The sequence below is a fragment of the Akkermansiaceae bacterium genome (assembly GCA_019634595.1).
Taxonomy (GTDB): domain Bacteria; phylum Verrucomicrobiota; class Verrucomicrobiia; order Verrucomicrobiales; family Akkermansiaceae; genus Luteolibacter.
Genome location: JAHCBC010000003.1, coordinates 984,998 through 1,009,149, shown reverse-complemented (window position 1 = coordinate 1,009,149; position 24,152 = coordinate 984,998). Strand labels below are relative to the sequence as shown.

Genomic DNA, 24,152 nt, shown 5'->3' with positions numbered 1-24,152 from the left:
GGGGCGGGATCTGTGGCACCGTGTTTCCGTCATGAAACTGAACGCAAAGATCGCACTCATCACCGGTGGCAGCCGCGGGCTGGGCCGGGCAACCGCCCTGCAACTCGCGGACCACGGAGCCGACGTGATCCTCACTTACCGCAGCGGAAAGGACGAAGCGGAAGCCGTGGCGGAGGAGATCCGCGGGCGGAAGGCTGCCGCGCTGTTCCTCGACACTGGCATTTCCTCTTCCTTCCCCGCCTTTGCGGAAGAGGTCGCCGGCGTCCTGCGGGAAACATGGGGCAGGGACAGCTTCGACTTCCTGCTCAACAACGCGGGCATGGATGTCCGTGGTCCGCTGGCGGAAATGACGGAGGAGGACTTCGACCGTCTGTCCAACGTCCATTTCAAGGGCGTCTACTTCCTCACCCAGACGCTGCTGCCGTTGCTGGCGGACGGGGGGCGCATCATCAACACCTCCACGGGTCTGGCCCGTTTCACCCTGCCCGGCTACTCCGCCTACGCGGCGATGAAAGGCGCGGTGGAGGTCTATACCCGCTACCTGGCGAAGGAGCTGGGGCAGCGCGGCATTACGGCGAACACCGTAGCTCCCGGTCCGGCGGAGACGGACTTCACCAGCGCCTCGCTCGGCGATCCGGTGATCCGCGGCTCCATTGTCTCCCAGACCGCGCTCGGCCGCACCGCGCAGCCGGATGACATCGCGGGCGTTTCCGTCTTCCTCTGCTCCGACGAGGGCCGCTGGGTCAACGCCCAGCGCATCGAGGCCTCCGGCGGCCTCTTCATCTGACACTTCTTCTCTTCCTGAAAACTGAACACTGAAAACCAGAAACTTATCATGAAATCCAAAATCATCCTCATCACCGGAGCCAGCAGCGGCATCGGCGAAGCCACCGCCCGCCACCTCGCCGCGCTGGGCCACACCGTCGTGCTCGGCGCGCGCCGGGTGGACCGTCTGGAAAAGCTCGCCGCGGAGATCCGCGATGCGGGCGGACAGGTTGAAATCAAGTCGCTCGATGTCACCAGCCTGGAAGACACGCAGGCCTTCGCGGAATTCGCGTTGGAAAAGTTCGGCCGTATCGACGTCATCATCAACAACGCCGGTGTCATGCCACTTTCCCCGCTGCATGAGCTGAAGATTGCGGAGTGGAACCAGATGATCGACGTGAACATCCGCGGTGTTCTCCACGGCATCGCCGCCGTGCTGCCGCACATGCAGGAGCGGCGGTCCGGCCAGGTCATCAACGTCTCCTCCATCGGCGGCTTCCAGGTGTGGCCGACATGCGCCGTGTATTCCGGCACGAAGTTCGCGGTGCGCGCCATTTCCGAAGGCCTGCGCCTGGAGAACAAGGACGTGCGCGTGACCATCATCTCCCCCGGCGTGGTGGAGTCCGAGCTTGCCCACACGATTTCCGATCCCGGGACGAAGAAGATGATCGATGACTTCCGCGCCGTCGCCCTCACGCCGGACGCCATCGCCCGCGGCATTGCCTACGCCATCGGGCAGCCGGAGGACGTGGATGTGAACGAGATCATCATCCGCCCGACCGCCGGCGGGCAGTGAGACAGGGTAGCGAAGGTCGTGAGATCTTCGGATGGGGAGATCGCATCCGCCTTTCCTGATCCACCTTGGCAATCGATGGCATCCACGCATTGTGGCGTGCTCTCCGCCGAATCTCTTGACCTATCCGGGGGATCCACACTCATGATGCCGCATGAGTGTTGATCCCGGAGAGGGTGCCGATCTTTCCCATGAGGAAAAGCCGTATGGTTACACCACCCACTACCTGATCCGTAGTAGCCCTGTGCGGTGCTGGGAATACTGGACGGATGACGCCCGCCTTGCCGAATGGCTGGCCACCCGCGCCACCGTCGAATGCCGGGCGGGCGGTGACTTCCTCATCAGTTCCAGGTTGCCCCTCCAGTCGGGCAGGCACCGGGTGGAGGAGGTGCGGGAAAATTCCCTCCTCTCCCTCACGTGGTTCATCAACGGGTACCTCACCCGCCTGGATGTAGGGTTCGAGCCCCACGACGATGGCGTCATGCTCTCTGTCAGCCAACAGGCCGGGCATGATGCTCCTTCAGGGGTTTATTTCGGCTACGACCCGGAAGGCATGAGTTTCCAGAAGCAATCATGGGACTTCTCCATCAGCCGCCTGCGCGGCCTGCTGGAGAACGGCGATACTGGCCTCGGGGTTCCGGAGGATGATGTCCATGACGAGATCATTTTCTCCATCTGGATTGCCGCATCACCACAGGCCGTTTTCTCCGCTCTCACGGACGTGGCGGAACTGCGGAAGTGGGAGCGGATGAGTGGGGAGGACGCTGTGATCGAGAACCACACCGGAGGACGATATTCATTCGGCTGGGAAACGGAGGAGGAAGGCGGAGATGGTCCCGGACGGATCGAGGAATACGTGGAGGGCAGCCGGTTGGTTTATTCCTGGTTCGGAGAGTCTCCGTCCACGGTCAGTTGGAAAATGGAGGAGGAAGGGGAGGGCGGGACCCGCCTCGATTTCCGGCATGCGAAGATGACCCTCGGTTCCTACGCGGTGTGGGAATACAAGCTCGGCTGGTCCGCCTCGCTGTTCGCGCTCAAATGGTATCTGGAGCGCGGTGAGCAGGCCGGTGCGTGGATGGAGGAAGTGTAGCGAAGGTCGTGGTGCCTTCGGCGAGGAAGATGGCGTCCTCATCTCATATTCTTACCAGAAAAGACGATATTCATAACTGATTCCTCTCTTCTTGTCGATGATGAGGCAGGCGTGCGGTGAAACCTTCAGATGGATGTAATCCTCCGCTGGGGCGTGCTCCTGAAGTGCCAGTTCGTGCGGGATTTTTCTCCCCATGTATGAGATCCACCATCGCTCGGCGGGGAGTCCTGCCCGCCACTCCCCGGCGGCGCTTTGTGAAGAAGCGATGACGCTTTTCATCTTCTCGATCTGGTCGCTGGGAAAGCAGAGGATTTTCAACGTCTCTCCATCTCCGGTCATGCCGCCAGTGGTATCGATGTCTACGATGCGGGTGACAGGATGTGGGTAGCCTGCCGCAGCCAGTTTGCCTGTTTCCGTTGCGGCCGGGATGCGGTCGGTGAGTTCATCGGGTAGGGGGAAACGAATGAATAGCGCAACGATGATGGCACCGTAGGACAGGATGACGACCAATACCACCAGGGCCACGATGCGGAGTAACCATTTGAATCCGTTAGCGGCTGGGGGAGTATCACGCATGTGATGTCATCTTATCACGGCTGCGATGGCTCACTGCAATCCAAAGTCCGGGGCAGCGGAGACTGAGGCCTCGCTCCATCCCCATGGAATCTCTCGCGAGGTCCGCTACCCCCACTCCCATCCTTGACTTGTCCCCATCCTCCCGTTAGACGTCTTCCCATCTTACCCCGCACCATCATGCGTGTCCTGAGTTCCAAGCCCTGATTGCGACGCCGCCTTCCTTTCCTGAAGGCGGGTCATCAGTGCGCATGCCGCCGCTCCTTTTGCGGTGGCTTCCATGGAACCAGAAAAACAAGACGGGCCAACCGTGCCCGCGACGCGACATCGCATGAAACAACACGAAGCCGAGGAGCTTCTGTCCCTCCTGCCCGGGGGACGCACGCTCTTCACCTATGGCAAGGACCGCTACGCCATCTCCCTCCTGCAGATGGGGATGGGCAGGGCCTGCCATGAGGAACTGAAAAAGACATCACTGGGCAGACTATTCGACAAACCACAGCTCAAGAGCTGGCTGGGCACGCTCGGGAAGAAATCCTTCACCGGGCCGGACCTCGACATGCTCTGGCCTGTGGAAACGGAGACCTACCGCCTCACCGCCGGTTTGTTCGACGGCTGGACGCAGACCACCCGCAAGGGGGGCAGAGGGTGGAACATCGTCCTCCAGCTCAACCTCAACGGCAGCGATGCGGAGTGGATGCAGCGCATCCATCCGGTGCGCGATGATGATCCGTTCGAGCCATACCAGTGCATCCACCCCATCCACCGGGGGCGGCACCGCACCCTTGCGTGGGCCCGCATCGATCTCGACTGGGACACCGGCGAGGCCCTCATCGAGGAGATCCAGACGGACCGGTTGCGCGAGGTGAAGGAATGCGTGGACTGGATCCGGGAAAAGAACCGCCGTGTGGTCCGTCTGGCGGGACACAGGGTCCACTCCTCCGTTGTCATCCGCTACTGGGAGCAACGCCTCCGCCTTTCCCGCCAGTTCTGGGATGAGGCGATCCTGTGCGCGGCCATCCGCTTCATCGTGGAAGAACTGGGCATCCGCCGCATCTGGTACCACAGTCCGGTCAGTGGGGCACGGTTGAAGAACGTGAAGGATGCGCCGGTCTCCCTCTATTCCGACCTGCCGCGGCGGTTTTGTTTCGAGAAGACGCCGGAACTGCCGAAGTTCGTCCGCAGGGTCAGACGCCGCCACCGTCCCGGACTGTGGATGCACCGGCTATGCTTGTGACTCCGGCAGGGACCTCTGGCTTCAGCTCGGAGAGTGTTTCATCAAGCAGGGCATTTCCAGACCAACGTGCCGGGAAAGGGACACGGGGGGCTATATATAAGCCCCCCTGTGTCCATGTCCCGTTTCCCTGGGGACAAATTCCTCCTGTCCCGGAAATGTCCCTTTTGTCTCTTTCTCTGCAACCCTCGGAACATGAGATGGATGTGGGCTTCTGTGTCCGGGATGGGCGTGTCCCTTTGCTGTCCCGTCGTTCCGCATCCGGGTCCTTGACCTCCGGAAAGGGACATGGATGAAATGTCCCTTTGAAGGCGCTAAAGCCCCGACGTCTTTTTATTGCATCCAACAAAATTCACTCCTACCCTTCTGTCATGCCTGAGGAAAATCCATCCGCCCCCACCGCACTCGTCACCGGATCCAGCCGTGGCCTTGGCCGTGGCATCGCCATCGAACTGGCGAAGGCCGGATTCGACGTGGCCATCCACTACGCCGGCAACAAGTTCGCCGCGCAGGAAACGGCGGAGGCCTGCCAGAACATCTCGCCGCGTGCGGATGCGCAGTTCCCCGTGCTGGGCGCGGACCTGGGCAAGAACATGGACCGCCGCTCGCTTGTCCGTCTGGCCATCCGCCTGTTGGGAAAGCTGGACGTCTTCGTCTCGAACGCCGGCATCGCACCGCCGGAAAGGAAGGACATTTCCGAAGCGTCCGAGGACAGCTTCGACAAGCTCATCGAGGTGAACCTGAAGGCCCCCTACTTCCTCGCGCAGGATGTGGCGAAACACTGGCTGGAGCGCGGCGCCTCTGACTGCCCGCTGCCCGGCGGCTACAAGATGGTCTTCGTCTCCTCCATTTCCGCCACCGCCGCCTCGCTCAACCGCGGCGAGTATTGCGTGTCAAAGGCGGGCCTCGCCATGGCGTCAAAGCTGTGGGCGCTGCGCCTCGCGGAGATCGCCCAGGTCATCGAGCTGCGCCCGGGCATCATGGCCACGGACATGACCGCCGGTGTGAAGGAAAAATACGACGCCATCATCGACAGCGGCACCACCGTTCCCGCGAAACGCTGGGGCAATCCGGAGGACGTCGGCCGCGCCGTCCGTTCCTTTGCCGCCGGAGACTGGCCCTTCACCACCGGGGACGCCATCTATCTCGACGGCGGCTTCCATATAGAAAAACTCTGAAAAGAAATTCAAACCGCAGATGAATGCAGATGAACGTGAATAAGAGGAGAATCAGATCTCTTTTTTCTTATCTGCGCTCATCTGAGTTCATCTGCGGTTGATTTAATTCTTCAACCTACAGACCCATGCTCAACATCGACCAAAACCTCACCGCCGCCGACCTGCAACCGGCGATCGACAAGCTCTGGCAATACTCCGATGCGAAGATCCGCCGGATCGACGCGGAGTATGACTCCGCCAAGGGCTCGCCCGTTTTCACCGCTGCCGGTAAATACACCACCCGCGGCTGGACGGAGTGGACGCAGGGCTTCGTCTTCGGCTCCGCGCTCCTCCAGTTCGACGCGACGGGCGACGAATGGCACCTCGACTACGCGCGGAAAAACACCGTCGAGCTGATGGCTCCGCACGTCAGCCACTTCGGCGTGCATGACCACGGTTTCAACAACGTCTCCACCTACGGCAACCTGCTGCGCCTCATCAAGGAAGGCCGCATCCCGCAGGACAAGTGGGAGCAGGAGTTCAACATCCTCGCGCTGAAGCTTTCCGGAGCCTCCCAGGCCCGCCGTTTCACGAAGACCTCCGACGGCGGTGGCTTCCTCTACTCCTTCAACGGCCCGCACTCCCTGTTTGTGGACACCATCCGCTCCTGCCGGGCGCTCGCCTGCTCATGGCTGCTCGGCCACAAGGCGATGGACGAGGGTGACAAGGAAACCGACCTGCTCGAGCGCCTCATCTTCCACTGCAAGGCGACGGCGAAATACTCCGTCTTCTACGGCGAGGGCCGGGACGTCTATGACGTGTGGGGACGCGCCGCGCACGAGGCCGTCTTCAACACCAACGACGGCAACTTCCGCTGCCCGAACTCCCAGCAGGGCTACACCGGCTTCACCACCTGGACCCGCGGCCTCGCCTGGGCCATGGTCGGCTTCGCGGAGCAGCTCGAGTTCCTCGCCCTCGTCCCGGATGACGCGCTGGCACCGTTCGGCGGCCGCACCGCCGTCGTCGCCATCTTCGAGAAGGCCGCCCGCGCGACCTGCGATTTCTTCATCGCGAACACCCCCGTCGATGGCGTGCCCTATTGGGACACCGGTGCTCCCGGGCTTGTCCACCTCGGCGACTACCTCGACCGTGTTTCCCAACCGGACAACGAGCACGAGCCGATCGACTCCTCCGCCGCCGCCATCGGCGCGCAGGGTCTGCTTCGCCTCGGCCGCTGGCTCGGCACCGGATCGGAAGACGGCGCGAAGTACTGGCAGGCCGGCCTCACCACCGCCCGCTCCCTGTTCGCGGACCCATACCTGTCCTCCGATGAAAGCCACCACGGGCTTCTGCTCCACAGCGTCTATCACCGTCCGAACGGGTGGGACTACATCCCGGAAGGGAAGAAAGTCCCCTTCGGCGAGTCCTCCCAGTGGGGCGACTACCACGCCCGCGAGCTGGCGCTGTGCATCAGCCGCTGGGCGAAGGACGGCGACTACCACTTTTACGACGGCTGCGTGAAGTGAGTTTCGTACGATCTGCAGGAGAAGGGAGGCGGGAAATTTCGCCACCCTTCTCCTTGCCAAGAAGGAAGCGGACCGCTAAATCTCCCCGCCTCCGCGAGAAAGGTCCCGTAGTCCAATGGATAGGACGATGGTCTCCGAAGCCGTAGGTGGTGGTTCGATTCCACCCGGGACCACCACTTGCATGAGACGGACTTGAGGATCCGCTGGAATTGATGCTCCCCTGTGTGGGAGATCGGAAATTGGACCGCGGAACTCATTCCGCCCCGGAGCATCCAATGGATACCGAAAGTCGGAGTGAAATGCTTCCAGTTGTCTGGTTCGCATGGCCAGCGATGGAAAGTCCGTGACCCCTCGGATGCCGTTGTCCCTCCACCTCCGTACGAAGGCTCCCAATGGGAAAAAAGAAAACGGTCCGGATGATCATCCCCGAGGAAAAACCCAATAACCTCGAAGCATCTCAGCCGGACCGTCTTGTCTTGCGACACGGGAACCATGGCGGAAAACGTGGTGTTTGGCGATTGGAAAAGTCAGAGCCGATTCCAATCGGGCGGGGAGCACGAAACCCATTTGGCGCAAGGGACGAAAATTCCCTGTTTTTTTGGTGCTAATGTTAGGGTTTGAACGGATTCTGCGGATACTTTGCCTCCCGTCGTCCTCCTGCGCTCGCTCCTTTTCTGGCCGTTCATCATCGTCCTTTTTCACGTGGTGGCATTGGTGGGGTGCCTCATGGCCGCGCCTTGAGCGTGCCTTCATGGCACGAAAAACGGACCGCCGGATGGGGCGGCCCGCATGCACCGGGTCAGTTGTGTGCCCGGACGTTTCTCAACGACGGAGAATCATGTCGTCCTCGATCTTCGCTTCATTGTCGCTCTGGCGGCGGGGATTGCTCTCCGAAGGAGGGGAAGATGATTTGCGGGACGGATGTTCGGTTTCCCGATGCGGCTTTTTGGATTTCGAGTCGTGTTTCTGTTTCATGGTTCCAATGGGTTGGATTGGTGGAAACAGACCCGCAGATCATGTGCCGGGATGTCGATCGTTGAAGCTCAACCGGCCATGAAAGGCCTGTCCTGGGGGCGATGACGAATTCGCACTCCGTCTGTGCAAGGTGCGCTGTGAGCGTGTGCCCACCAAATCCAATCGGCAGATGACGCCGCGGGGGGAATCACCTGCCGATTTCTTTTGGGGGGAGTTGTTTTCTCGGGGGAGATTTTGTCACCGTGCCGGTCGGGGGGAGTCCGTCGCGCTGACGTGAAGACACTGTCACAAATCCGGCCCGCATCCCATTACGCGATCATGGAGGAGGAGAGGAAAAAAGAAGGAACGATGCTGGAGGATTGAGTGGAGGCGGAATTTGTGGTTGGAAGATGGGAATGAACTCCCGCCGTGTGGCAGTGATGGTTGTGGTTGCCCTCGGCTGTGCCGGGATGGGGTGGATCCTGAGAGGGGCCATGGCGGGAGGTGGAGGGCCCGGAGGGCTGCTATGGCCGGAGGCGGCGGACCACGGGAACTGGCAGGTGCAGCCGGTGTCTTCCGGGGCGGATGGGGGGAGGAAGCGGCCGGAACGGCCGGCGAAGGGAACTCCGGACAAGCCGGCGATGCGGATGCACATGGATGGCAGCATCACGGTGCCCGCCGGACTCACGGACCGGATCCGGGTGAACATCATGGATCTTGAGGGCCGGATTTCCCGGGATGAGCTGGCGTTGTTCGGCATCAGCGGGGAGACGGTGAATAAGCTCCAAACGCTTGCGGACGAGGTGAGAGCAGCGGAAAATGAGCGTCAGGCGAAGCACGTCAAGATCCTGAGGGATGAGGATGGCGTCACCGTGCTGATGGTCCCGCCAGGTGACGCGGGAGGAAAGAGCGGAGAGGCCCGCCGCAACGAAGCGCAAGCCAGGCTAGATGGCATTGTCGGGCGGGACCATCCGCTGGTCGCGGAGGCACTGCGTTCGCATTTTTCTTCCATATCCAACAGTTGGCAGGAGGAGGCATTGATCGTGGACACCCGTTTGACCAAAAGCGGACAGCGCGAGTACCGCGTCTACAGTTATCCGGAAGTGGATGGAGACGCGCTCCCGGAGGACATGCTGGACCCGGATGTGCTGATGAGATCCTCATCCGGTCTCCACACCTACTACTCGGACGAAGTTCCGGATGATCTCCGGCATCTGTTCAAGTGAAAGGCGGAGCCACTCCCGGCGTGGCTGCTGCGTCCCGCAGCAGGCCGTGGCATCGGCGTCCCGCCGATGTTGCGTGAGGGCAGGTTTGGTTTCGGGACGGGCGCTGTCGCGGCGGGACGCGGCAGCCTCGGTTTTCAACAAACCCCTATGGCTCCAGCTTCATGAAGCCATCCTCGCCCAGCGGGGACAGGGGATTCCACGCGACCTCCCAATAGTGTCCGTCCGGGTCCGTGAAGTAGCCGCTGTGTCCGCCCCAGAAAACATCCTGCGCGGGCTTCACGACGGTGGCCCCGGCCCGTACCGCCTCCGCCAGCACGGCCGCCACTTCCTCTTTGGTGCGGACGTTGTGGGCCAGCGTGATGCCTTTGAAGCCTCCGCCGGATGGCTTCGTGTCCGGGGAAATGTCGTGCGCCAGTTCATCGAGCGGAAACACGGAGAACTTCGTGCCCAGGGTGTCGAAGAAGGCGATGGGATCGCCCTCCTTGTAGATCGTCGGTAGGCCGAGGCCATCGCGGTAGAAGCGGACGGCGCGGGGCAGATCCGCCACGCCGAGGGTGATGAGGGTGATCCGTGGTTCCATGGTGTCCTTTATTCGTTCCAGTAGATGATGAGGTTCTTCGTCGCCCGCCCGGAGGCGATGAGGTCCGGCTTGCCGTCCCCGTTCAGGTCAGCGGCCTTGATGTCCTCGCAGGCCATCGCGTTGTCATCGACCAGCGAGTGCAACTTCCACTCCGTGCCATCGGCGTTGGGGGCATAGAGCCTGATGCCGACCTTTTTCGTGTCCTTCGCGGGTTCCCGCCAGCCTGCCACCACCTGGTCATGGCCCAGCCCGAGGAAGTCCGCCGCCGCCAGAGCATGGCCTTGGGCCAGTGTGTCATCCAGCACGATGCGGTTCTCCGACCACAGCTTCCCTTCCGCGTTCTCCGGATTGATGACCACCTCGTTGCCGTGCATCGGCTCGATGGTGGCGATGAAGCGCTTCCCCCCCGGCAGCTTGCCCGTGCGCACCTCGCCGGAGCCTTTCTCGGTCATGCGGGTGGCGTTCCATTTTCCATCCCGTTGCTGGAGCAGGTGGGTGCCCTCCTTGCAGGCCACCAGCAGGCTCTCGCCCTCCTCGTTGCCGGGCCACATCACAGGGTCGAAGTTGTGGGCCATGTGGAAGCCTTCGTGCAGGAGAAAGGTGGCCCAGTCCTTTGCGGGATCCTTTTCCGGGCGATAGCCCAGGAATTTGATGCCGGGACCTTCACCTTTCACGTTGTCGCAGCCGTGGAGCGGCAGCACCGCCAGGAAGTTCACGCCCGGCTTCTCCAGCACCCAATGCATGCGGTGGGTCGTTGGCTCCCGGTGCAGCGCCTTTTCCTTCCACGGCTTTGTCCGGTCCTCGCCGGGGAAGAGGGCGAAAACGGCTCCGCTGTCCTTCGTGTCATTCGGCGCCCACTCCGCGCCCACCGCCACCTCCGCCTTGCCATCCCCGTCGATGTCCTTTGCGCAGACGCAGACATGGTCCTTCGGCGTCAGCTTTCCGGTCAGCGTGTGCTTCTCCCACGTGGGGTTCTTGTACCAGACCGTCTGCGCGGCATCCACCAGCAGGATGTCGTCCTTGCCGTCACCATCCACATCCGCCACGGCGAGGCCGTAGCCGATGGTGACCTTGTCATCGATGGTCTGGGCGCGGAATCCCGCGTGGGCGAGCGGAGCGAAGGCGAGGAGGATGAGCGGGGTGGGTTTCATGGGTTGTGGATTCAATTGTAGGATACGGAGGCGTCGATCAGGTTTGTCACCCCTTGGATCAACGGATGCCTGGCCAATATGGTGCGGGGGTGATCCTCCGTGGAGCGGAAGTGGGAACGGAAACTTTCGCTTTCGCCCTTGCCGAGCCGCTCTTTCGCCGCTGGCAGCGGGTAGAGATCTTTCGGGAAAGCTGGTTTGCTTCTCTCCAGCTCCAGCAGGGCGGTCCAGATCCTCCGCAGGTCACCGGCGCTGGCCAGATTCTGCGGCTCGGACTTCAGACGGAACAGGTTGAAGGCGATCTCGTCCTTTTCGGCTGGCGATAACGCGACCTTGTCGGACAGTTCCCCGAGCTTGGACCAGGCATTCACATAGTCCGGATCCATTTTCACCGCTTTCTGGAAAAACTCCTTCGCCTCCGCGGTGCGGTCCTGTGACTCCCTCAGGTAGCCCAGCAGGTAGAACACCTGCGGCTTCGCGTCCGGCTTTTCCGCCAGCTCCGTGAAGACCTTCTCCGCGATCGATTGGGCGACCTTGCCTGTGAACGCTCCCTCGCACCCGAAACAATGACTCTCGATCCGCCCGAAGCTGTCCGGCATCAGCTCGAAGGCCCGCTGGTAGTGCTGCGTGGCCTTTTCCATGTTATCCTCGCTGGCGTAGCGCAGCGCCAGGCGGGACTGGATGCAGTAGGCATCCGCGAAGCTGCGCAAGGACTGCTCGTAGATCGTGATGGCCTTCTGGGTCATATCCGCCGCCCACCAGTCGTCCGCGGTTTCGGACAGGCGGATGGCCGCCACCACGTTGCGGAAAAACTTCGTCTGCTCCGCGTCGCCCTTTTTCTCCAGGATGTCCGCCAGCACCTCGTAGGCACGCATGCGGTCGCCCTTGCCCTGCTCCCCGTCGGACGGGTCGATGGCGATGGCCTTTTTCACCGTGGCCTCCGCCTCGTCCATCTTTCCTTGGGAAAGCAGCAACCTCGCCTGCCAGATCAGCGGGCGTTCCTCGAAGCGGTTGGCTGCGGCGATTTCCTCCAGAAAGGCCATCTGGTCCGGCGGGTTCAGCTGTGAAAGGAGCAGATAGCCCTCATCATGGCCCGGGTTGGAGCGGATCAGGTGGCGGATGATCGCGAGCGCCTTCTCACCGCGGCCCGTCGCGTTCATGGACTTCGCCGCGGCCAGCATGAGCTCGTTTGATCCGATCTCCAGTTCCGCGAGGTCCGGCCCGCTCCAGAACGGCGCCTCATCCAGCAACCGGATCACATCCCCGTGGCGGCCCAGCTTTTCGTAGAGCCTGGCCAACTGGGCCAGCGGGGAATCGAAATTCCTTCCCCCGTATCCATTGTCCTTTGATGCCGCCAGACGGACCACATGGTCGGAGAGTCCTTTTTCAAGCGAGGCGCCAAGGTTCCGCTCGATATAGCTTGTCCAGATCACGTCATCAACAAGAGGCAGGTGGGACAATGTCGGCAGGAGTTTGGAATACGCCTGCAGGGAGCGGTCGAGCAGTTCCGGCCGGTCCAGCAACCTTCCCAGCCGGATGGCCCTGGTGAGGAGTTGCGCGTTCCGGGAGGAGGTGTCCGGAGGAGCGGTCAACTGGTCTCCATCGGAGGTCTGCCCGGCCGGCGCTCCGGCTGGTTTCTCCGCGTTCGCCAGCAGCTCTTCGAGAAGTTTCACCCCCTCGTCCACCTTGCCATCGTTCAGCAGGTGGGTCAGGTGGATGTTCTCGAGGTCCTGCCTTGCCTCCGGTGAGATGAGGCGCGGGTCGGCCAATGCGGCTTCCACGGATTTCTGGAACGCGGCGGATTGTCCGTATTTCTGTGCGGACGAACGGACGGACTGCCAGTAGGGCAGGTTGGGGTCGTCGCGCAGGGCCTGGATCTCCAGTTTCAGCAGGAGTCTCTCGGCGTTCTCGTCAGAGTCGCTGGACCGGATTGCCCCGTCGATCCTGCGGACATAAGGGTGATAGGAAACCCTCTTGCTAAGTTTGGGGTTCTTGATGATTGCCATCGCCTCCGCTTCCCTGCCTTGCCGGAGATAGTGCTTCAGGAGCATGGGCAGGACTTCATCGGATTCCGCCATCGCCTTGGCGGCTTCCGGGCGGAGTTTCGCCGCGGTTTCAAAGAGCTCGGCATCGCCAAGCGAGCGGATCAGATTCCAGGGTGGCTCCGGCAGGCTTTCCAACTGTTCCCTGGCAATGCGGATGAAAAACCCCTTCGTCTCCTCGTCTTCGAACCGTAGGACGGTATCTGTCTTCAGGATACGCATTAGGACTTCCCTCGCTGCGGCGGTTTCCGGCAGCTTGGGGATCACGGTGCCGTAGCCGGAGAAGCGTTGTGCCGCCTGTTCGTCGAGCTGTTTCGACAGTTTGGTCACCGGGTCCGCGGCCGGACCGCCTGGTGGTGAAAGAAGCGTTTCCAGATTGTCCAGGTATCCGTCGATCTGCCTCCGCTGGTAGTCTTCCAGCCTCGCGTCCGCGGAGATGTTGTCCTTCAGCCGGGCCAGTGCGGGCAGCCGTCCGGCCGGGTCGGCCGTGAGCATGGCACCCAGCAACCCCTGCAGGGCTGACGTCCGGCTCTTTCCGGCAGCGGACCGCTTCTGCAGCTCCGCCGCCAACGCGTCCCATGCCTGGGCAGGCGGGAGGGCCTCGATGATGGTTTCTGCGGAGAACCGGGAGAACGTGCTGTTCAACGCCATGCGGGATTGCTGCGGCAGGGTCAGGTAGCTTTCCAGAAGCTGGATCCATTCCGCCGCCGCCTTTTCCGGAGGCATCGCGGCAGCTCCCGTCCGGTAGCTTTCCAGACGCGCTTTCAGAATCTCTCCGGCATCTTTCGGCTGATCTTGCGCGGTGGGGTCCTTCAGCCGCCGCAGCACGGCCTCCGCCCCCTGGATCTCCTCACCGTGGAGGGGCATCGACAGCAGGGCGATGAGAGGGAGGAAAGGAAGATGGGGTTTTCGCATCATGCATCCTTTCCCGGAGCGGGCCGGGAAAGCAAGCATCCACGTTCCGCATGGCGGGATGAGATTCCTTGCAGGATTTTCTTCCCGCCGCTTGTATCCGGGTCTGATGAAAATCCAAACCGTACTGGGAATCGTGGCCGCCGCGCTCATCGCGCCCGCCTTCGGACAGGAAATCCCGAAAGTCCTCGAGATCGGCTCGCCCGCTCCGGAATTCTCCCTGAAAGGGACCGATGGCAAGACACACACCCTGGCGGACTACAAGGACGCGAAGGCCCTCTGCGTGATCTTCACCTGCAACCACTGCCCGGATGCCGTGGGCGCGGCCAGCCGGATGGAGCAGATCCACCAGGACTACAAGGGCAAGGGCGTGGCCATGGTGGCGGTGAACGCAAACAACCCCGGCAGCCTCACCCCGGACGAGCTGGGCTACTCCCCCTACAATGATTCCTTCGAGGAAATGACCCCGTTCGCCAAGGACTACGGCTGGACCTTTCCCTACCTCTATGACGGCGAGAACCAGAAGTTCGCCACCGCCTGCGGCGCGCAGGCCACCCCGCACGTGTTCCTGTTCGACGGTGAGCGGAAGCTCGTCTTCACCGGCCGCATGGATGACATGAAGCGGAAGTCCGGCCCCACGGAAAAGAGCTACCTGCGTGACGCGCTGGATGCCACCCTCGCGGGCAAGGAAATCGGCGAGAAAACCCCGCGTCCGTTCGGCTGCTCGACGAAATGGCTGTTCAAGGCAAGCAACGTCGAGAAGGATGAGGCGAACTGGAAGGCCAAGCCCGTCACCGTCGAGGACCTGAGCGCGGACCTGGCGAAGAAGCTCCGCGAGAACGGCACGGACAAGATCCGCCTCATCAACTTCTGGTCCACCACCTGCGGCCCGTGCGTCGCGGAGTTCCCGGAGCTGGTGGAAACCTACCGCCGCTTCCAGAACCGCCCGTTCGAGTTCATCTCCATCAGCATCGACCCTGCGGAGAAGAAGAACGTCGTCGGGAAATTCCTCACCTCCCGTCATGCCGCGCTTTCGGACAAGACCGCTCCGTCCGTGAAGGAAGAAGGCCGCACCACCAACAACTATATCTGGACCGCCGAAAACACCGACCCGCTTGCGGACGCCATCGACAAGGAATGGACCGGCGCGCTGCCGCACACCGTCCTGCTTGGCAAGGATGGCAAGATCCTGTGGAAGCACACCGACAAGCTGGACATCGTCGAGGTGCGCCGCCAGATCATCAAGGCACTGGCTGAGTGAGAACCCGCCCCCTTGAGATCAAGGAATTTCCGGAGGAAGGCTATTCCCTGGACGAAGCCGCGCAGGCTCTGCTCGACGGGCGTGCGCGGTGGAAACGCCGCCAGTACATCGCCTGCGCGGTGGGCGTCGGCATCGGCACCACCATCGTGATCATCGCCGGGTGGATGGGCCGGCATTCGTGGGCGAATCCGGGATGGGCGATCTTCGCCGCCAGCAGCGTCTATGCGCTGGTGCTCGGCATCATGCACCCGAAGCGCACCTGTCTCCAGTGCGGCAGGGAATTTGAAAAGCGCTGGGAAAAGGGCGAGGGCGAGATGGAGGACCTGTTCCTGGTCTGCGAATCCTGCAAAAAATACGTCTTCGCCCACGAGGTGAGGTCGTAGGAAACGGAGCGCTGACTTCAGTCGGCTTGGTTTCGCTGGCTGGATTCTTTGGGGCCGACTGAAGTCGGCGCTCCACAAGCCTGTGGAAATATATCCTTCACCCGCGCCGCCGGATCGTGGGAAATGGCCCGCGATGATGGCGAAACGGGTGATTTTCAGCGGCAGGGTCCAGGGCGTCGGTTTCCGTTACACCACGAAGGATCTGGCCCGTGGGTTCGAGGTCTGTGGCTGGGTGAAAAACCTGCCGGACGGCACGGTGGAGCTCCAGGTAATGGGAGAGGAGGGTGAAGTGGAGGACTTCATCCGGGAAATCGCGGAGGAATCGAACGTCGCCCACCACATCAAGTCACTGATGGCGGAGAAGATCCCGCCGTTGGAAGGCGTGCGCGGCTTCTCCATCCTCGCGTGACCTGACATTTCTCTGGAAATCCTTGAGCCGCCGGAGGCTTGGTTTAGGATGGGGCTGGAACTGCCTTTGATGCCCGAATCCCCAGACATTCCCTCTCACACGTTTGAATGAACTCTTCCCAGCCCAGTTCGCAATCGACTTCCGGACCGACCGGCCCAGTGCCATTGATTTCGGAAGCCCAGCATCCTCTCAGCGAGCAGCTTGCTCTGCCCTTAACCGCCAGCGAGCAGGCGGAATCCTGGACGCAGCTCAACGCACTCCATCCCGGGAATCGCTTCAGGTTGATGTTTGGAATGCAGCTTTTGCCGCAGAATCCTCCCAGCGCGACGTCCCGCTGATCCCGCTGCGGCGGATGGGCATCACCCTGGATGCCGACGGGATGCTGGGGTCAAAGGAACTCCGCCAGCTCAGGAGCGGCGCGGAGGCCTACCCATTCGCGGATGACGAAGCCCGTGTGGTCTACAAGCTGTTCAACCTCCGGGCGAACGGCTCCCTCGGAAAGCGGGTGACGCTCGAGCAGGTCGAGGAGGAACGCCATGAGATCGTCCTCCATGACGCCACGCTGCGGGACACTTTGGAAAAGCTCATCGTCCTCAATGATGCGGGCGGACATCCGACTGAAATCGTCGGCCTGTCGGATGACGGGAATTTCCTCATCGCGAAGCAACCGCTGGCCATGCCCTACGCCGACTTCCTGAAGGACAGGAGAACGGCGACGGATGCCATCCGGGCGATCATTCCGCCGTTCACCCGCCTCAACCGGGAGATCGCGGTTTTTTGGTTGCGGGAGCAGGCGTGGATCATCTGTGACCTGCACAACGGCAACATCATGCGGAACCGGGAGAATGCACCGACCATCATCGATGCGTTGGTCGGTCCGCTGCCGCAGGAAGTTTTCGGGAAACTCGCGTGGGCCAGGGAGGTCAACGAGGACGCGCGGGCGCTCCGGCTCGGACTGCCCCCGGTGAAGCGGATGAAATTCGGTGAAGGGGTGGACGATGATTCGCTCTGAAGGGGCATGAAAAAAGCGCCTCCCGGCGGGCCGGAAGACGCTTTTGGAAAAATGAAACGGGAAGGGATTACTTTGCCTCGAGCTTGCCGAGGTAGGCCTGCGGGTTCTCCTTGAGCTTGCCCGCGCAGTTGTTGCAGCAGACACCCACGGTCAGGTTGGAGGTCACATCCTCATCGGCGGCCTTGCCACTCAGCGGGCATTTCCCCTTCTCCGCGGTCGCCACCACCTTCAGATAGTCGGCGGGAGCCTTGTCGAACTTGCCCTTGCAGTTGTTGCAGCAGAACGAAATGGGCACATCCACATCCTTCTTCGCATCTTTGCCCGAAACGGGGCACTTGCTGTTGACCGCGCCGGCTTGGGCGGTGACGAGGGAGAACAGGCCGAGGAGGGAGGCAAGGAGGATCGTTTTCATGGGTTGTCAGGAGGCAGATCTCCTATGTAAGCGGGTTTTGTTCCAGATTGGAATCCAAATTTTGCCACTGGCCAAAGAAAAAGCCGCCTCCCCATCGAGGGATGGCGGCGATGGAAGTGATGGAGGGGTTATTTCGACAGGTAGTCGCTCACGCCCTGGTGGTCGGCGGTCATCGCATCATCACCTTTCTGCCAGTCCATCGGGCAGACTTCGCCGTGCTGCTCGAAGTGCTGGAGGGCATCCACGATACGGAGGCACTCGCGGATCGAGCGGCCCAGCGGCATGTCATTGACGATCTGGTGGCGGACGATGCCCTTCTTGTCGATGAGGAACAGACCGCGGTAGGCGACCAGCTCACCCTCGACGACCAGCTTGCCGTCTTCGTCGGTGGAGTAGTCACCGGCCAGCACGTCGTAGTCTTCGGAAATGGTCTTGTTGATGTCCGCGACGAGGGGGTATTTCACGCCTTCGATGCCGCCCTTGTTCTTCGGGGTCTGGAGCCAGGCCCAGTGGGAGAACTCGGAGTCCGTGGAGCAGCCGACGACGGCCACTTCGCGCTTCTCGAACTCATGGAGTTCTTCCTGGAAGCGGTGCAGTTCCGTCGGGCAGACGAAGGTGAAGTCCTTCGGGTAGAAGAAAAAGACGACGTATTTTTTGCCGACGAACTGTTCGAGGGAGAAGTCTTCGATGATGGTTTCGCCTTTGACGGCTTTCGCGCGGAAGGAGGGGGCTGGTTTGCCAACGAGAACTGCCATGATGTGTTTGTGATGAGGTTCGGACGGCGGGGAGGTAGAAAAGATTCCCCTGTGCCGCAACCCTAAACCGAACCCCGGAACAGCCCCGGAAAATGCATGATGCGGGACCAAAGAAGCTCTTGGAATGCCCTAGGGATCCACTATGCTCCGCGGACGGCGGCTGGATGGGTATCCGGCTTCCCCGAACCACCGGCAGCGACTATGGAGATGGACCATCTGGGATTCACCTGCCCGCGGTGCGGAGTGGATTTGGTAATGCCTGCCAGTGCCGCGGGAGTGGAGGGGCCCTGCCCCCGGTGCGGTGGCGTCATCAGGGCGCCCCGCTTCACACCGAGGCCGGGGGAGATTCCTGTCAGGCTGGAGGTGAGGGAGGAACCCGCCACCCGGGCGAAACCGCTGGCAGGCTTCCAGCCCGCCGCGCAGCAGGCGTTCGTGGAATCCACGGCCATGCGCTCGGATCGGAAATCCGGCCTCCGGAGGACATTGCTGACGACGGTGATCGTCGTGGGCTTTGGATCCATCATCGCCTGGTTCCTGGTGGCGCAGGATGGAAAGGCGGACTCCGGGTCGCCAAAGCAGGGCATGGTGAAAGCGGAGGCCGCCGGGCAAAAACAGGGTTCCCCGTCCGTTGCCACGGAGAAAGCACCGGTGCGGGATCTCCGCGTGGCTCCGGCGGGGATGGATGTGCATGAATTCGTGAGCCGGTCAGCGGAGGTTCTCGGCGCGTTTCTGGTCGCCCGGAACCTGGATGAGCGACTGCCGTTGATGGAATGTACCACTCCCCGGGATGAACTCGAAAAATCCGTCCTGGCAGGCCCGCTGGAAAGCACCGGAAATTTCGAGAGTCTGGAGGTCAGGTTCGACAAGGTCATCGGCACGAACGAAGTCCTCTTCAAGTGCGGGTTCCGCAGCGGCGGCGGCAGGCCGGATTCCTGCCTGATCCTGGTGCGCACCCGCGGAAGCCAGGAACCGAAAGTGGCCGCCGACCCGTTTCTGGACACCTACGGAGGCCGCTTCGAGTCGTTCGCCGCCACCCCCGGCGGGGAGGTGGCGAAGTTCCGCGTTGTGGCGACCATTTTTGAATTCTGCTCGGATGAAGCGATCCCCGCGCATGATCTGAAATACACAATGAAGATCTCCGTCGCCCCCGGCTCCCCGGACCTGGCGAAGGCGTATTTCGGAAAATCCTCCCCGCTGCGCGAAAAGCTGGAGAAGCTGGGCGTGCGATACGGCCAGGGCGTCGGGGCGACCGTCAGCCTGAAGTGGAACATGGAGGGGACGCCCCACATCGAGGCGATCGATGTGGACTCCCTCGACTGGAGCGAGTGAGGCGGGGCTTCAGGAAAGCCTCGCCGCCAGCAGTTCCCGCTGGAACACCAGCTCCTTCGGCAGGTGGTCGTAGAGGTCGATGAACAGCTCCGCCTGGCTTATGAGTTCCGCCTTCCACTCCGCCCGGTCGAAGCACATCACCTTGTCGAAGTCCTCCAGGGTGAAGTTGTCCAGTCCCTCCACGTTGAAATCTTCGAACGCCGGAGTCCAGCCGATCTGCGTCTCATGCCCCGCGGCGGCGCCCTGGCAGCGGTTGATGATCCACTCCAGCACCCGCATGTTCTCGCCGAAGCCCGGCCAGAGGAACTTCCCGTCCGCGGACTTGCGGAACCAGTTCACATGGAAGAAGCGCGGCAGGTGGGTGAGGTGGCGGCGCATCTCCAGCCAGTGGCCGAAGTATTCCCCCATGTTGTAGCCGGCGAAAGGCAGCATGGCCATCGGGTCGCGGCGCACCTTGCCGATGGTGCCGGCGGCGGCGGCGGTCATTTCCGAGCCCATGGTCGCCCCCAGATACACGCCGTGGGACCAGTTGTAGGCTTGGAAAACCAGCGGCATGGTGGTGGCGCGGCGGCCTCCGAAGATGATGCCGTCGATGGGCACTCCCTCCGGATTCTGCCACTCCGGATCGATGGTCGGGCATTGGACCGCGGGTGCGGTGAAGCGGGAGTTCGCATGGGCGGCGGGACGACCGCTGTCCGGCGTCCAGTCATTGCCCTGCCAGTCGATGAGGTGGTCGGGCTTTTCCTTCGTCATGCCTTCCCACCAGATGTCCCCGTCATCGGTGAGCGCCACGTTGGTGAAGATCACGTTCTCCTTGATCGACTCCATCGCGATGGGGTTCGTGTCGTAGGACGTGCCCGGTGCCACGCCGAAGAAGCCGGTTTCCGGATTGATCGCGTGGAGCTTCCCATCTTCGTGCGGCCACAGCCACGCGATGTCATCCCCGATGAGGGAGGTTTTCCAGCCCTCCGCCTGGTATTTCTCCGGCGGGACGATCATGGCGAGGTTCGTCTTGCCGCAGGAGGAGGGGAAAGCGGCGGAGACGTAGGTCTTCGTGCCGTCCGGTGCCTGGATGCCGACGATGAGCATGTGCTCCGCCATCCACCGGTGCTCGCGGGCGATGTTCGAGGCGATGCGCAGCGCCAGGCACTTCTTGCCCAGCAACGCGTTCCCGCCGTAGCCGGACCCATACGACATGATCTCCCGTGTTTCCACGAAGTGGACGATATATTTGTCCTCATTGCACGGCCATGGAACATCCGCCTGGCCGGGTTCCAGCGGCGCACCGACCGAGTGCAGGCAGGGGATGAAGAATTTGTGGCCGTCCCGCTTCTTCGGCGCGGTTCCGGACCACTCGTCCTCCAGCCGCTTCAGCACGTCGGAGCCGGTCTTGCACATGATGTGCATGTTCACCACGGCGTAGGCGCTGTCCGTCACCTGGACGCCCACCTTGGCCAGCGGGGAGTCGATCGGCCCCATGCAGAACGGGATGATGTACATCGTGCGGCCCTTCATGCAGCCGTCGAATTTCCGCTGCAGCTTCTCCCGCATCTCCATTGGGTCCGCCCAGTTGTTGGTCGGGCCGGCCTCTTCCGGGCGGCGGGTGCAGATGAACGTGCGGTCCTCCACCCGCGCGACATCGGAAGGGGAGGAGCGGGCGAGGAAACTGTTGGGGCGCTTTTCCGGATTCAGCCGGGTGAAGGTTCCGCCCGCCACCAGCAGCTCGGTCAGGCGGTCCCACTCGGCGCGGGAGCCATCGCACCACTGGACGGAGTCCGGTTTGCAGAGCGCGGTCATCTTATCGACCCATTTCTGGAGCGCGGCGTGGGAGGTGCGGAACGTATCGGTCATGCCCTGTCACTTAAAGCGCAAGGCGTGCCGTAACGCAACCTGATGCAAAGAAACGGGCGGTATTTGGGAAAATACTCCGTGGTCGTAGGTTACGTGGAGAGATGTTTCATGCCGGCAAATTCGCCGGTCTGGAGACCAGCGCTCCCAGCGTGAAGCCGTGAAAATGATTCGGGCCGCCATCGCTCCGCGCCTGCTTGGGCACGGAGCGATGGCCGCCCCGAGGGCGCGCGCGGCGCACATCATCCATAACGCCGCCACGGCCGGAATTTTTTCATCGGACGTGGAAATTTCCACCGTCCTTGCGGTGGGCGGCAAGCCGTGCTAACCGGAGGCAGCGATGGCAACGGCTGAAAGGGAATATCGACAGGACGGACGTGGGATGGGGCCTCCTTCCATCACACCGGTGACGAAATGGCTGCTGATCATCAACGTGGTTGTCTTCCTGGCGGATGTGATGTCGGGGAATCTTATCGGCTATTACGGAACCTTCGCGGTGCGGACCGCGATCTTCGGAGGCTTCATATGGGAGTTCATCACCTTCCAGTTTCTCCACGGAAGTGTGGGGCACATCCTGTTCAATTCCATCGCCCTCTATTTCTTCGGTCCCATCATGGAACGCTGGTGGGGAACGTGGAAGTATCTCGCCTTTTATCTGATCTCGGGGATCGGTGGGGCGCTTCTTTACTCGCTGCTCGGGTTGATGGGGATCATCGATTTGGGAGGCGGCATCGTCGGGGCCTCCGCAGGCATCTTCGGCATTCTCATTGGCACGGCGGTGATCGCGCCGAACGCGCGCATCGCACTGCTGCTCCCGCCCATCGAGCTTTCGATGAGGACGTTCGCGCTGGTGATCCTCGGCATCGCGGTGTTTTCGATCGTCGTTCCCATTTTCGGAAACGAAGGGGGGGATGCGGGGCATCTGGGTGGCGCGATCGTCGGCTTCCTTCTGATCAAATTTCCCCGGCTTCTCGGCTGGATCGGCGGATCTCCGCAGCGCGGCATGCGGCCGGAGGCATTCCGCCGCGAGGGTGAGCCGAAGCTCCGCCCCCGCAGCCACATCAACCTGCGTGGTGATACGGAGATCGACCGGATCCTGGACAAGGTTTCCAGCGACGGCTTCGCCAGCCTGACCGATGAGGAGCGCGCGAAGCTCCATGCCGAACACGAACGCCTCCAGCGTGGCACGAATTCCGACCACTGAGAACATGACGGATGAAGAAATGATCGAATGCCCCGGGGGCGGGCGGCAGTTGGAGCGGCTGAGAGCCATCATGCACCGCCTGCGCGCGCCGGGCGGCTGCCCGTGGGATGCGGAGCAGACCCATGAGTCCCTCATTCCCCACATCATCGAGGAAAGCTACGAAACCATCGATGCGATCCAGCGGAAGGATCACGACCATCTCAAGGAGGAGCTGGGGGATCTGCTGCTCCAGGTGATCTTCCACAGCGAGATCGCGGAGGAGGCCGGCAGGTTCACGCTGGATGATGTGGCCCGCGGCATCAGCGAAAAGCTGGTGCGCCGCCATCCCCACGTTTTCGCCTCTTCGCAGGTCGCGGACAGCGACGGAGTGCTGAAGCAGTGGGACGAGATCAAACGCGCGGAGAAAGGCGACGAGGAGCAGCCCTACCTCCACGGCGTGGGAAAAGGCCTGCCCGGCCTGCTGCGCGCCGCGAAGCTCCAGAAAAAGGCCGCCAAGATCGGTTTCGACTGGCCGGTGGAGACAGGAGTCATCGCGAAGATCCGTGAGGAGCTGCTGGAACTCCAGTCCGCGCTGGATGCGCAGGATCTGGAAGCCGTATCCGAGGAAATGGGGGATCTGCTGTTCGCCGTGGTGAATCTCGCCCGCTTCAGGAAGACCGATCCGGAAATGCTCATGGCCACCGCGAACGCCAAGTTCGAGACCCGATTCGGCGAAATGGAAAAGCTGCTGAAGGCAAAGGGCATCTCACTCGAAGCGGCCTCCGCCGACGAGATGGTGGAGGCCTGGGAGGAAGCGAAGCGCCGCTGAAGTTTCAGGAGTTCACGGGAACTCATACCGCAGCACCGCCAGCCCGCACAGGGTGGCGGTCTCCACCCGCAGGACGATTCCGCCGAGGCTGGCGGGGAGAAATCCATGGTCCATGGCGGTCCGGGTTTCCTGCGGGGTGAAATCACCCTCCGGCCCCACCAGGTAGGTCACGGAGCGGGGTGTTTCATTTCCACGGAGGATGTCCTTCAGCGGTTGGCTCCCCGTCGCCAGTGATGCGATGATCCTCAGATCCCCGTCGCCGGATGGTGGGGCAATCCACCGGTCGAACGGCAGCGGTTCGGCGATTTCGGGAAGGGTGTCCTGCCCGCATTGCTTGCAGGCCTCCAGCGCCACGCGTCGCCATTTCTCGGACTTCCCGTCGCCCGGCTGGACGACGGTGTTGCCGGTCACCAGCGGCTGGATGGCGGTGACCCCCAGTTCGACGGCTTTCTGGACGATGAAGTCCATGTTCTTTCCCTTCGGGATCGCTTGGGCGAGGATGATGGAGGCTCCGCTGTTCGGGGAAACCACCGGCTCCCCCAGCTCCAGCGGGACGCGGTCTTTCGAGACGCCCAGCACCGTGGCCGCGGCCCGGCGGCCGCGTCCGTCGAAGACGGTGATCCGTTCACCCGCCTTTCCGCGCAGCACCTGGGAGAGGTGGCGCGCTTCGTCCCCCGTGAGGGCGGGGCTGCCGCCCCACGCGTCCGGCGGGAGAAAGAAGCGGGCCATCG

General features: G+C 62.2%; 24 protein-coding genes and 1 tRNA gene. 15 read left to right on the top strand and 10 right to left on the bottom strand.

The window, feature by feature from the left end; genetic code table 11:
* Positions 1-31 precede the first annotated feature (31 nt).
* The 3 genes from KF712_15090 (at position 32) to KF712_15080 (ending at position 2,648) form a co-directional block, all read left to right on the top strand.
* Positions 32-787, top strand: coding sequence for an SDR family oxidoreductase (locus tag KF712_15090; GenBank protein ID MBX3742315.1), 756 nt, complete (start codon positions 32-34; stop codon positions 785-787).
* A 48-nt stretch (positions 788-835) separates the two neighbouring features.
* Positions 836-1,561 carry an SDR family oxidoreductase gene (locus tag KF712_15085; protein MBX3742314.1) on the top strand — a complete coding sequence of 242 codons (726 nt, stop codon included), beginning with the start codon at positions 836-838 and terminating at the stop codon, positions 1,559-1,561.
* A 151-nt stretch (positions 1,562-1,712) separates the two neighbouring features.
* Positions 1,713-2,648, top strand: coding sequence for an SRPBCC domain-containing protein (locus KF712_15080; protein ID MBX3742313.1), 936 nt, complete (start codon positions 1,713-1,715; stop codon positions 2,646-2,648).
* Positions 2,649-2,699: 51 nt separating this feature from the next.
* On the opposite strand, the gene KF712_15075 is transcribed toward KF712_15080, so the two are convergent.
* Positions 2,700-3,224, bottom strand: coding sequence for a hypothetical protein (locus tag KF712_15075; protein ID MBX3742312.1), 525 nt, complete (start codon positions 3,222-3,224; stop codon positions 2,700-2,702).
* A gap of 328 nt (positions 3,225-3,552) precedes the next feature.
* Between KF712_15075 and KF712_15070 the strand changes: the two genes are divergently transcribed.
* The 4 genes from KF712_15070 (at position 3,553) to KF712_15055 (ending at position 7,314) form a co-directional block, all read left to right on the top strand.
* Positions 3,553-4,458: a hypothetical protein gene (locus KF712_15070; protein ID MBX3742311.1), complete on the top strand. Its 906-nt coding sequence runs from the start codon at positions 3,553-3,555 to the stop codon at positions 4,456-4,458.
* Positions 4,459-4,826: 368 nt separating this feature from the next.
* A complete protein-coding gene (locus KF712_15065) occupies positions 4,827-5,633 on the top strand; it encodes a 3-ketoacyl-ACP reductase (GenBank protein MBX3742310.1) in 807 nt (268 codons plus the stop codon).
* 125 nt (positions 5,634-5,758) lie between these two features.
* Positions 5,759-7,138 carry a glycoside hydrolase family 88 protein gene (locus tag KF712_15060; GenBank protein MBX3742309.1) on the top strand — a complete coding sequence of 460 codons (1,380 nt, stop codon included), beginning with the start codon at positions 5,759-5,761 and terminating at the stop codon, positions 7,136-7,138.
* A 101-nt stretch (positions 7,139-7,239) separates the two neighbouring features.
* Positions 7,240-7,314: transfer RNA gene (locus tag KF712_15055), tRNA-Arg, on the top strand.
* A 646-nt stretch (positions 7,315-7,960) separates the two neighbouring features.
* On the opposite strand, the gene KF712_15050 is transcribed toward KF712_15055, so the two are convergent.
* Positions 7,961-8,113 carry a hypothetical protein gene (locus KF712_15050; GenBank protein ID MBX3742308.1) on the bottom strand — a complete coding sequence of 51 codons (153 nt, stop codon included), beginning with the start codon at positions 8,111-8,113 and terminating at the stop codon, positions 7,961-7,963.
* A 395-nt stretch (positions 8,114-8,508) separates the two neighbouring features.
* Here KF712_15050 and KF712_15045 point away from each other — a divergent pair, with 395 nt between their 5' ends.
* Positions 8,509-9,318, top strand: a complete 810-nt coding sequence (locus tag KF712_15045; protein ID MBX3742307.1) for a hypothetical protein — start codon at positions 8,509-8,511, stop codon at positions 9,316-9,318.
* Positions 9,319-9,463: 145 nt separating this feature from the next.
* Here the strand turns inward: KF712_15045 and KF712_15040 are convergent, their stop codons facing one another.
* From KF712_15040 to KF712_15030, 3 genes are read right to left on the bottom strand one after another with little or no spacing between them, the layout of a single operon-like run.
* Complete coding sequence (locus tag KF712_15040) at positions 9,464-9,898, bottom strand: VOC family protein (GenBank protein ID MBX3742306.1); 435 nt, start codon at positions 9,896-9,898, stop codon at positions 9,464-9,466.
* An 8-nt stretch (positions 9,899-9,906) separates the two neighbouring features.
* A complete protein-coding gene (locus KF712_15035; GenBank protein ID MBX3742305.1) occupies positions 9,907-11,049 on the bottom strand; it encodes a VCBS repeat-containing protein in 1,143 nt (380 codons plus the stop codon).
* 11 nt (positions 11,050-11,060) lie between these two features.
* On the bottom strand, positions 11,061-14,006 hold the full coding sequence (locus KF712_15030; protein MBX3742304.1) for a hypothetical protein: 2,946 nt from the start codon (positions 14,004-14,006) through the stop codon (positions 11,061-11,063).
* Between the two features lie 103 nt (positions 14,007-14,109).
* On the opposite strand from KF712_15030, the gene KF712_15025 reads away from it, so the two are divergent.
* The 4 genes from KF712_15025 to KF712_15010 all read left to right on the top strand — a co-directional run bounded on the left by KF712_15025 (position 14,110) and on the right by KF712_15010 (position 17,065).
* On the top strand, positions 14,110-15,261 hold the full coding sequence (locus tag KF712_15025; protein MBX3742303.1) for a redoxin family protein: 1,152 nt from the start codon (positions 14,110-14,112) through the stop codon (positions 15,259-15,261).
* Positions 15,258-15,644 (top strand): hypothetical protein, encoded by a 387-nt coding sequence (locus tag KF712_15020; protein ID MBX3742302.1) that lies wholly within the window; start codon positions 15,258-15,260, stop codon positions 15,642-15,644. The genes KF712_15025 and KF712_15020 overlap by 4 nt, the downstream gene beginning before the upstream one ends.
* A gap of 136 nt (positions 15,645-15,780) precedes the next feature.
* The gene (locus KF712_15015; protein MBX3742301.1) at positions 15,781-16,053 is read left to right on the top strand and encodes an acylphosphatase; all 273 of its coding nucleotides are present in this window, start codon (positions 15,781-15,783) and stop codon (positions 16,051-16,053) included.
* A 352-nt stretch (positions 16,054-16,405) separates the two neighbouring features.
* Positions 16,406-17,065: a hypothetical protein gene (locus tag KF712_15010; GenBank protein MBX3742300.1), complete on the top strand. Its 660-nt coding sequence runs from the start codon at positions 16,406-16,408 to the stop codon at positions 17,063-17,065.
* 67 nt (positions 17,066-17,132) lie between these two features.
* On the opposite strand, the gene KF712_15005 is transcribed toward KF712_15010, so the two are convergent.
* The 3 genes from KF712_15005 to KF712_14995 form a co-directional block, all read right to left on the bottom strand.
* The gene (locus KF712_15005) at positions 17,133-17,477 is read right to left on the bottom strand and encodes a hypothetical protein (protein ID MBX3742299.1); all 345 of its coding nucleotides are present in this window, start codon (positions 17,475-17,477) and stop codon (positions 17,133-17,135) included.
* 128 nt (positions 17,478-17,605) lie between these two features.
* Positions 17,606-18,232 carry a peroxiredoxin gene (locus KF712_15000; GenBank protein ID MBX3742298.1) on the bottom strand — a complete coding sequence of 209 codons (627 nt, stop codon included), beginning with the start codon at positions 18,230-18,232 and terminating at the stop codon, positions 17,606-17,608.
* 140 nt (positions 18,233-18,372) lie between these two features.
* On the bottom strand, positions 18,373-18,681 hold the full coding sequence (locus KF712_14995) for a hypothetical protein (GenBank protein ID MBX3742297.1): 309 nt from the start codon (positions 18,679-18,681) through the stop codon (positions 18,373-18,375).
* Here KF712_14995 and KF712_14990 point away from each other — a divergent pair.
* Entirely contained in the window at positions 18,680-19,561 is an 882-nt protein-coding gene (locus KF712_14990) for a hypothetical protein (GenBank protein MBX3742296.1), read from the top strand. The genes KF712_14995 and KF712_14990 overlap by 2 nt on opposite strands.
* Before the next feature lie 9 nt (positions 19,562-19,570).
* Here KF712_14990 and KF712_14985 read toward each other — a convergent pair whose 3' ends face one another.
* Complete coding sequence (locus tag KF712_14985; GenBank protein MBX3742295.1) at positions 19,571-21,412, bottom strand: phosphoenolpyruvate carboxykinase (GTP); 1,842 nt, start codon at positions 21,410-21,412, stop codon at positions 19,571-19,573.
* A gap of 337 nt (positions 21,413-21,749) precedes the next feature.
* On the opposite strand from KF712_14985, the gene KF712_14980 reads away from it, so the two are divergent.
* On the top strand, positions 21,750-22,613 hold the full coding sequence (locus KF712_14980; GenBank protein ID MBX3742294.1) for a rhomboid family intramembrane serine protease: 864 nt from the start codon (positions 21,750-21,752) through the stop codon (positions 22,611-22,613).
* Between the two features lie 4 nt (positions 22,614-22,617).
* Positions 22,618-23,421, top strand: coding sequence for a nucleoside triphosphate pyrophosphohydrolase (gene mazG / locus KF712_14975; protein ID MBX3742293.1), 804 nt, complete (start codon positions 22,618-22,620; stop codon positions 23,419-23,421).
* Positions 23,422-23,433: 12 nt separating this feature from the next.
* Here the strand turns inward: mazG and KF712_14970 are convergent, their stop codons facing one another.
* A complete protein-coding gene (locus tag KF712_14970) occupies positions 23,434-24,150 on the bottom strand; it encodes a 16S rRNA (uracil(1498)-N(3))-methyltransferase (GenBank protein MBX3742292.1) in 717 nt (238 codons plus the stop codon).
* Positions 24,151-24,152 lie beyond the last annotated feature (2 nt).

Excerpts from the sequence above, each read along its gene's own strand:
- KF712_15090 (MBX3742315.1), top strand. The coding sequence starts at position 32 with ATGAAACTGAACGCAAAGATCGCACTCATCACCGGTGGCAGCCGCGGG.
- KF712_15085 (MBX3742314.1), top strand. The coding sequence starts at position 836 with ATGAAATCCAAAATCATCCTCATCACCGGAGCCAGCAGCGGCATCGGC.
- KF712_15080 (MBX3742313.1), top strand. The coding sequence starts at position 1,713 with ATGAGTGTTGATCCCGGAGAGGGTGCCGATCTTTCCCATGAGGAAAAG.
- KF712_15075 (MBX3742312.1), bottom strand. The coding sequence starts at position 3,224 with ATGCGTGATACTCCCCCAGCCGCTAACGGATTCAAATGGTTACTCCGC.
- KF712_15070 (MBX3742311.1), top strand. The coding sequence starts at position 3,553 with ATGAAACAACACGAAGCCGAGGAGCTTCTGTCCCTCCTGCCCGGGGGA.
- KF712_15065 (MBX3742310.1), top strand. The coding sequence starts at position 4,827 with ATGCCTGAGGAAAATCCATCCGCCCCCACCGCACTCGTCACCGGATCC.
- KF712_15060 (MBX3742309.1), top strand. The coding sequence starts at position 5,759 with ATGCTCAACATCGACCAAAACCTCACCGCCGCCGACCTGCAACCGGCG.
- KF712_15050 (MBX3742308.1), bottom strand. The coding sequence starts at position 8,113 with ATGAAACAGAAACACGACTCGAAATCCAAAAAGCCGCATCGGGAAACC.
- KF712_15045 (MBX3742307.1), top strand. The coding sequence starts at position 8,509 with ATGAACTCCCGCCGTGTGGCAGTGATGGTTGTGGTTGCCCTCGGCTGT.
- KF712_15040 (MBX3742306.1), bottom strand. The coding sequence starts at position 9,898 with ATGGAACCACGGATCACCCTCATCACCCTCGGCGTGGCGGATCTGCCC.
- KF712_15035 (MBX3742305.1), bottom strand. The coding sequence starts at position 11,049 with ATGAAACCCACCCCGCTCATCCTCCTCGCCTTCGCTCCGCTCGCCCAC.
- KF712_15030 (MBX3742304.1), bottom strand. The coding sequence starts at position 14,006 with ATGATGCGAAAACCCCATCTTCCTTTCCTCCCTCTCATCGCCCTGCTG.
- KF712_15025 (MBX3742303.1), top strand. The coding sequence starts at position 14,110 with ATGAAAATCCAAACCGTACTGGGAATCGTGGCCGCCGCGCTCATCGCG.
- KF712_15015 (MBX3742301.1), top strand. The coding sequence starts at position 15,781 with ATGGCGAAACGGGTGATTTTCAGCGGCAGGGTCCAGGGCGTCGGTTTC.
- KF712_15010 (MBX3742300.1), top strand. The coding sequence starts at position 16,406 with ATGGGCATCACCCTGGATGCCGACGGGATGCTGGGGTCAAAGGAACTC.
- KF712_15005 (MBX3742299.1), bottom strand. The coding sequence starts at position 17,477 with ATGAAAACGATCCTCCTTGCCTCCCTCCTCGGCCTGTTCTCCCTCGTC.
- KF712_15000 (MBX3742298.1), bottom strand. The coding sequence starts at position 18,232 with ATGGCAGTTCTCGTTGGCAAACCAGCCCCCTCCTTCCGCGCGAAAGCC.
- KF712_14990 (MBX3742296.1), top strand. The coding sequence starts at position 18,680 with ATGCGCTCGGATCGGAAATCCGGCCTCCGGAGGACATTGCTGACGACG.
- KF712_14995 (MBX3742297.1), bottom strand. The coding sequence starts at position 18,681 with ATGGCCGTGGATTCCACGAACGCCTGCTGCGCGGCGGGCTGGAAGCCT.
- KF712_14985 (MBX3742295.1), bottom strand. The coding sequence starts at position 21,412 with ATGACCGATACGTTCCGCACCTCCCACGCCGCGCTCCAGAAATGGGTC.
- KF712_14980 (MBX3742294.1), top strand. The coding sequence starts at position 21,750 with ATGGCAACGGCTGAAAGGGAATATCGACAGGACGGACGTGGGATGGGG.
- mazG (MBX3742293.1), top strand. The coding sequence starts at position 22,618 with ATGACGGATGAAGAAATGATCGAATGCCCCGGGGGCGGGCGGCAGTTG.
- KF712_14970 (MBX3742292.1), bottom strand. The coding sequence starts at position 24,150 with ATGGCCCGCTTCTTTCTCCCGCCGGACGCGTGGGGCGGCAGCCCCGCC.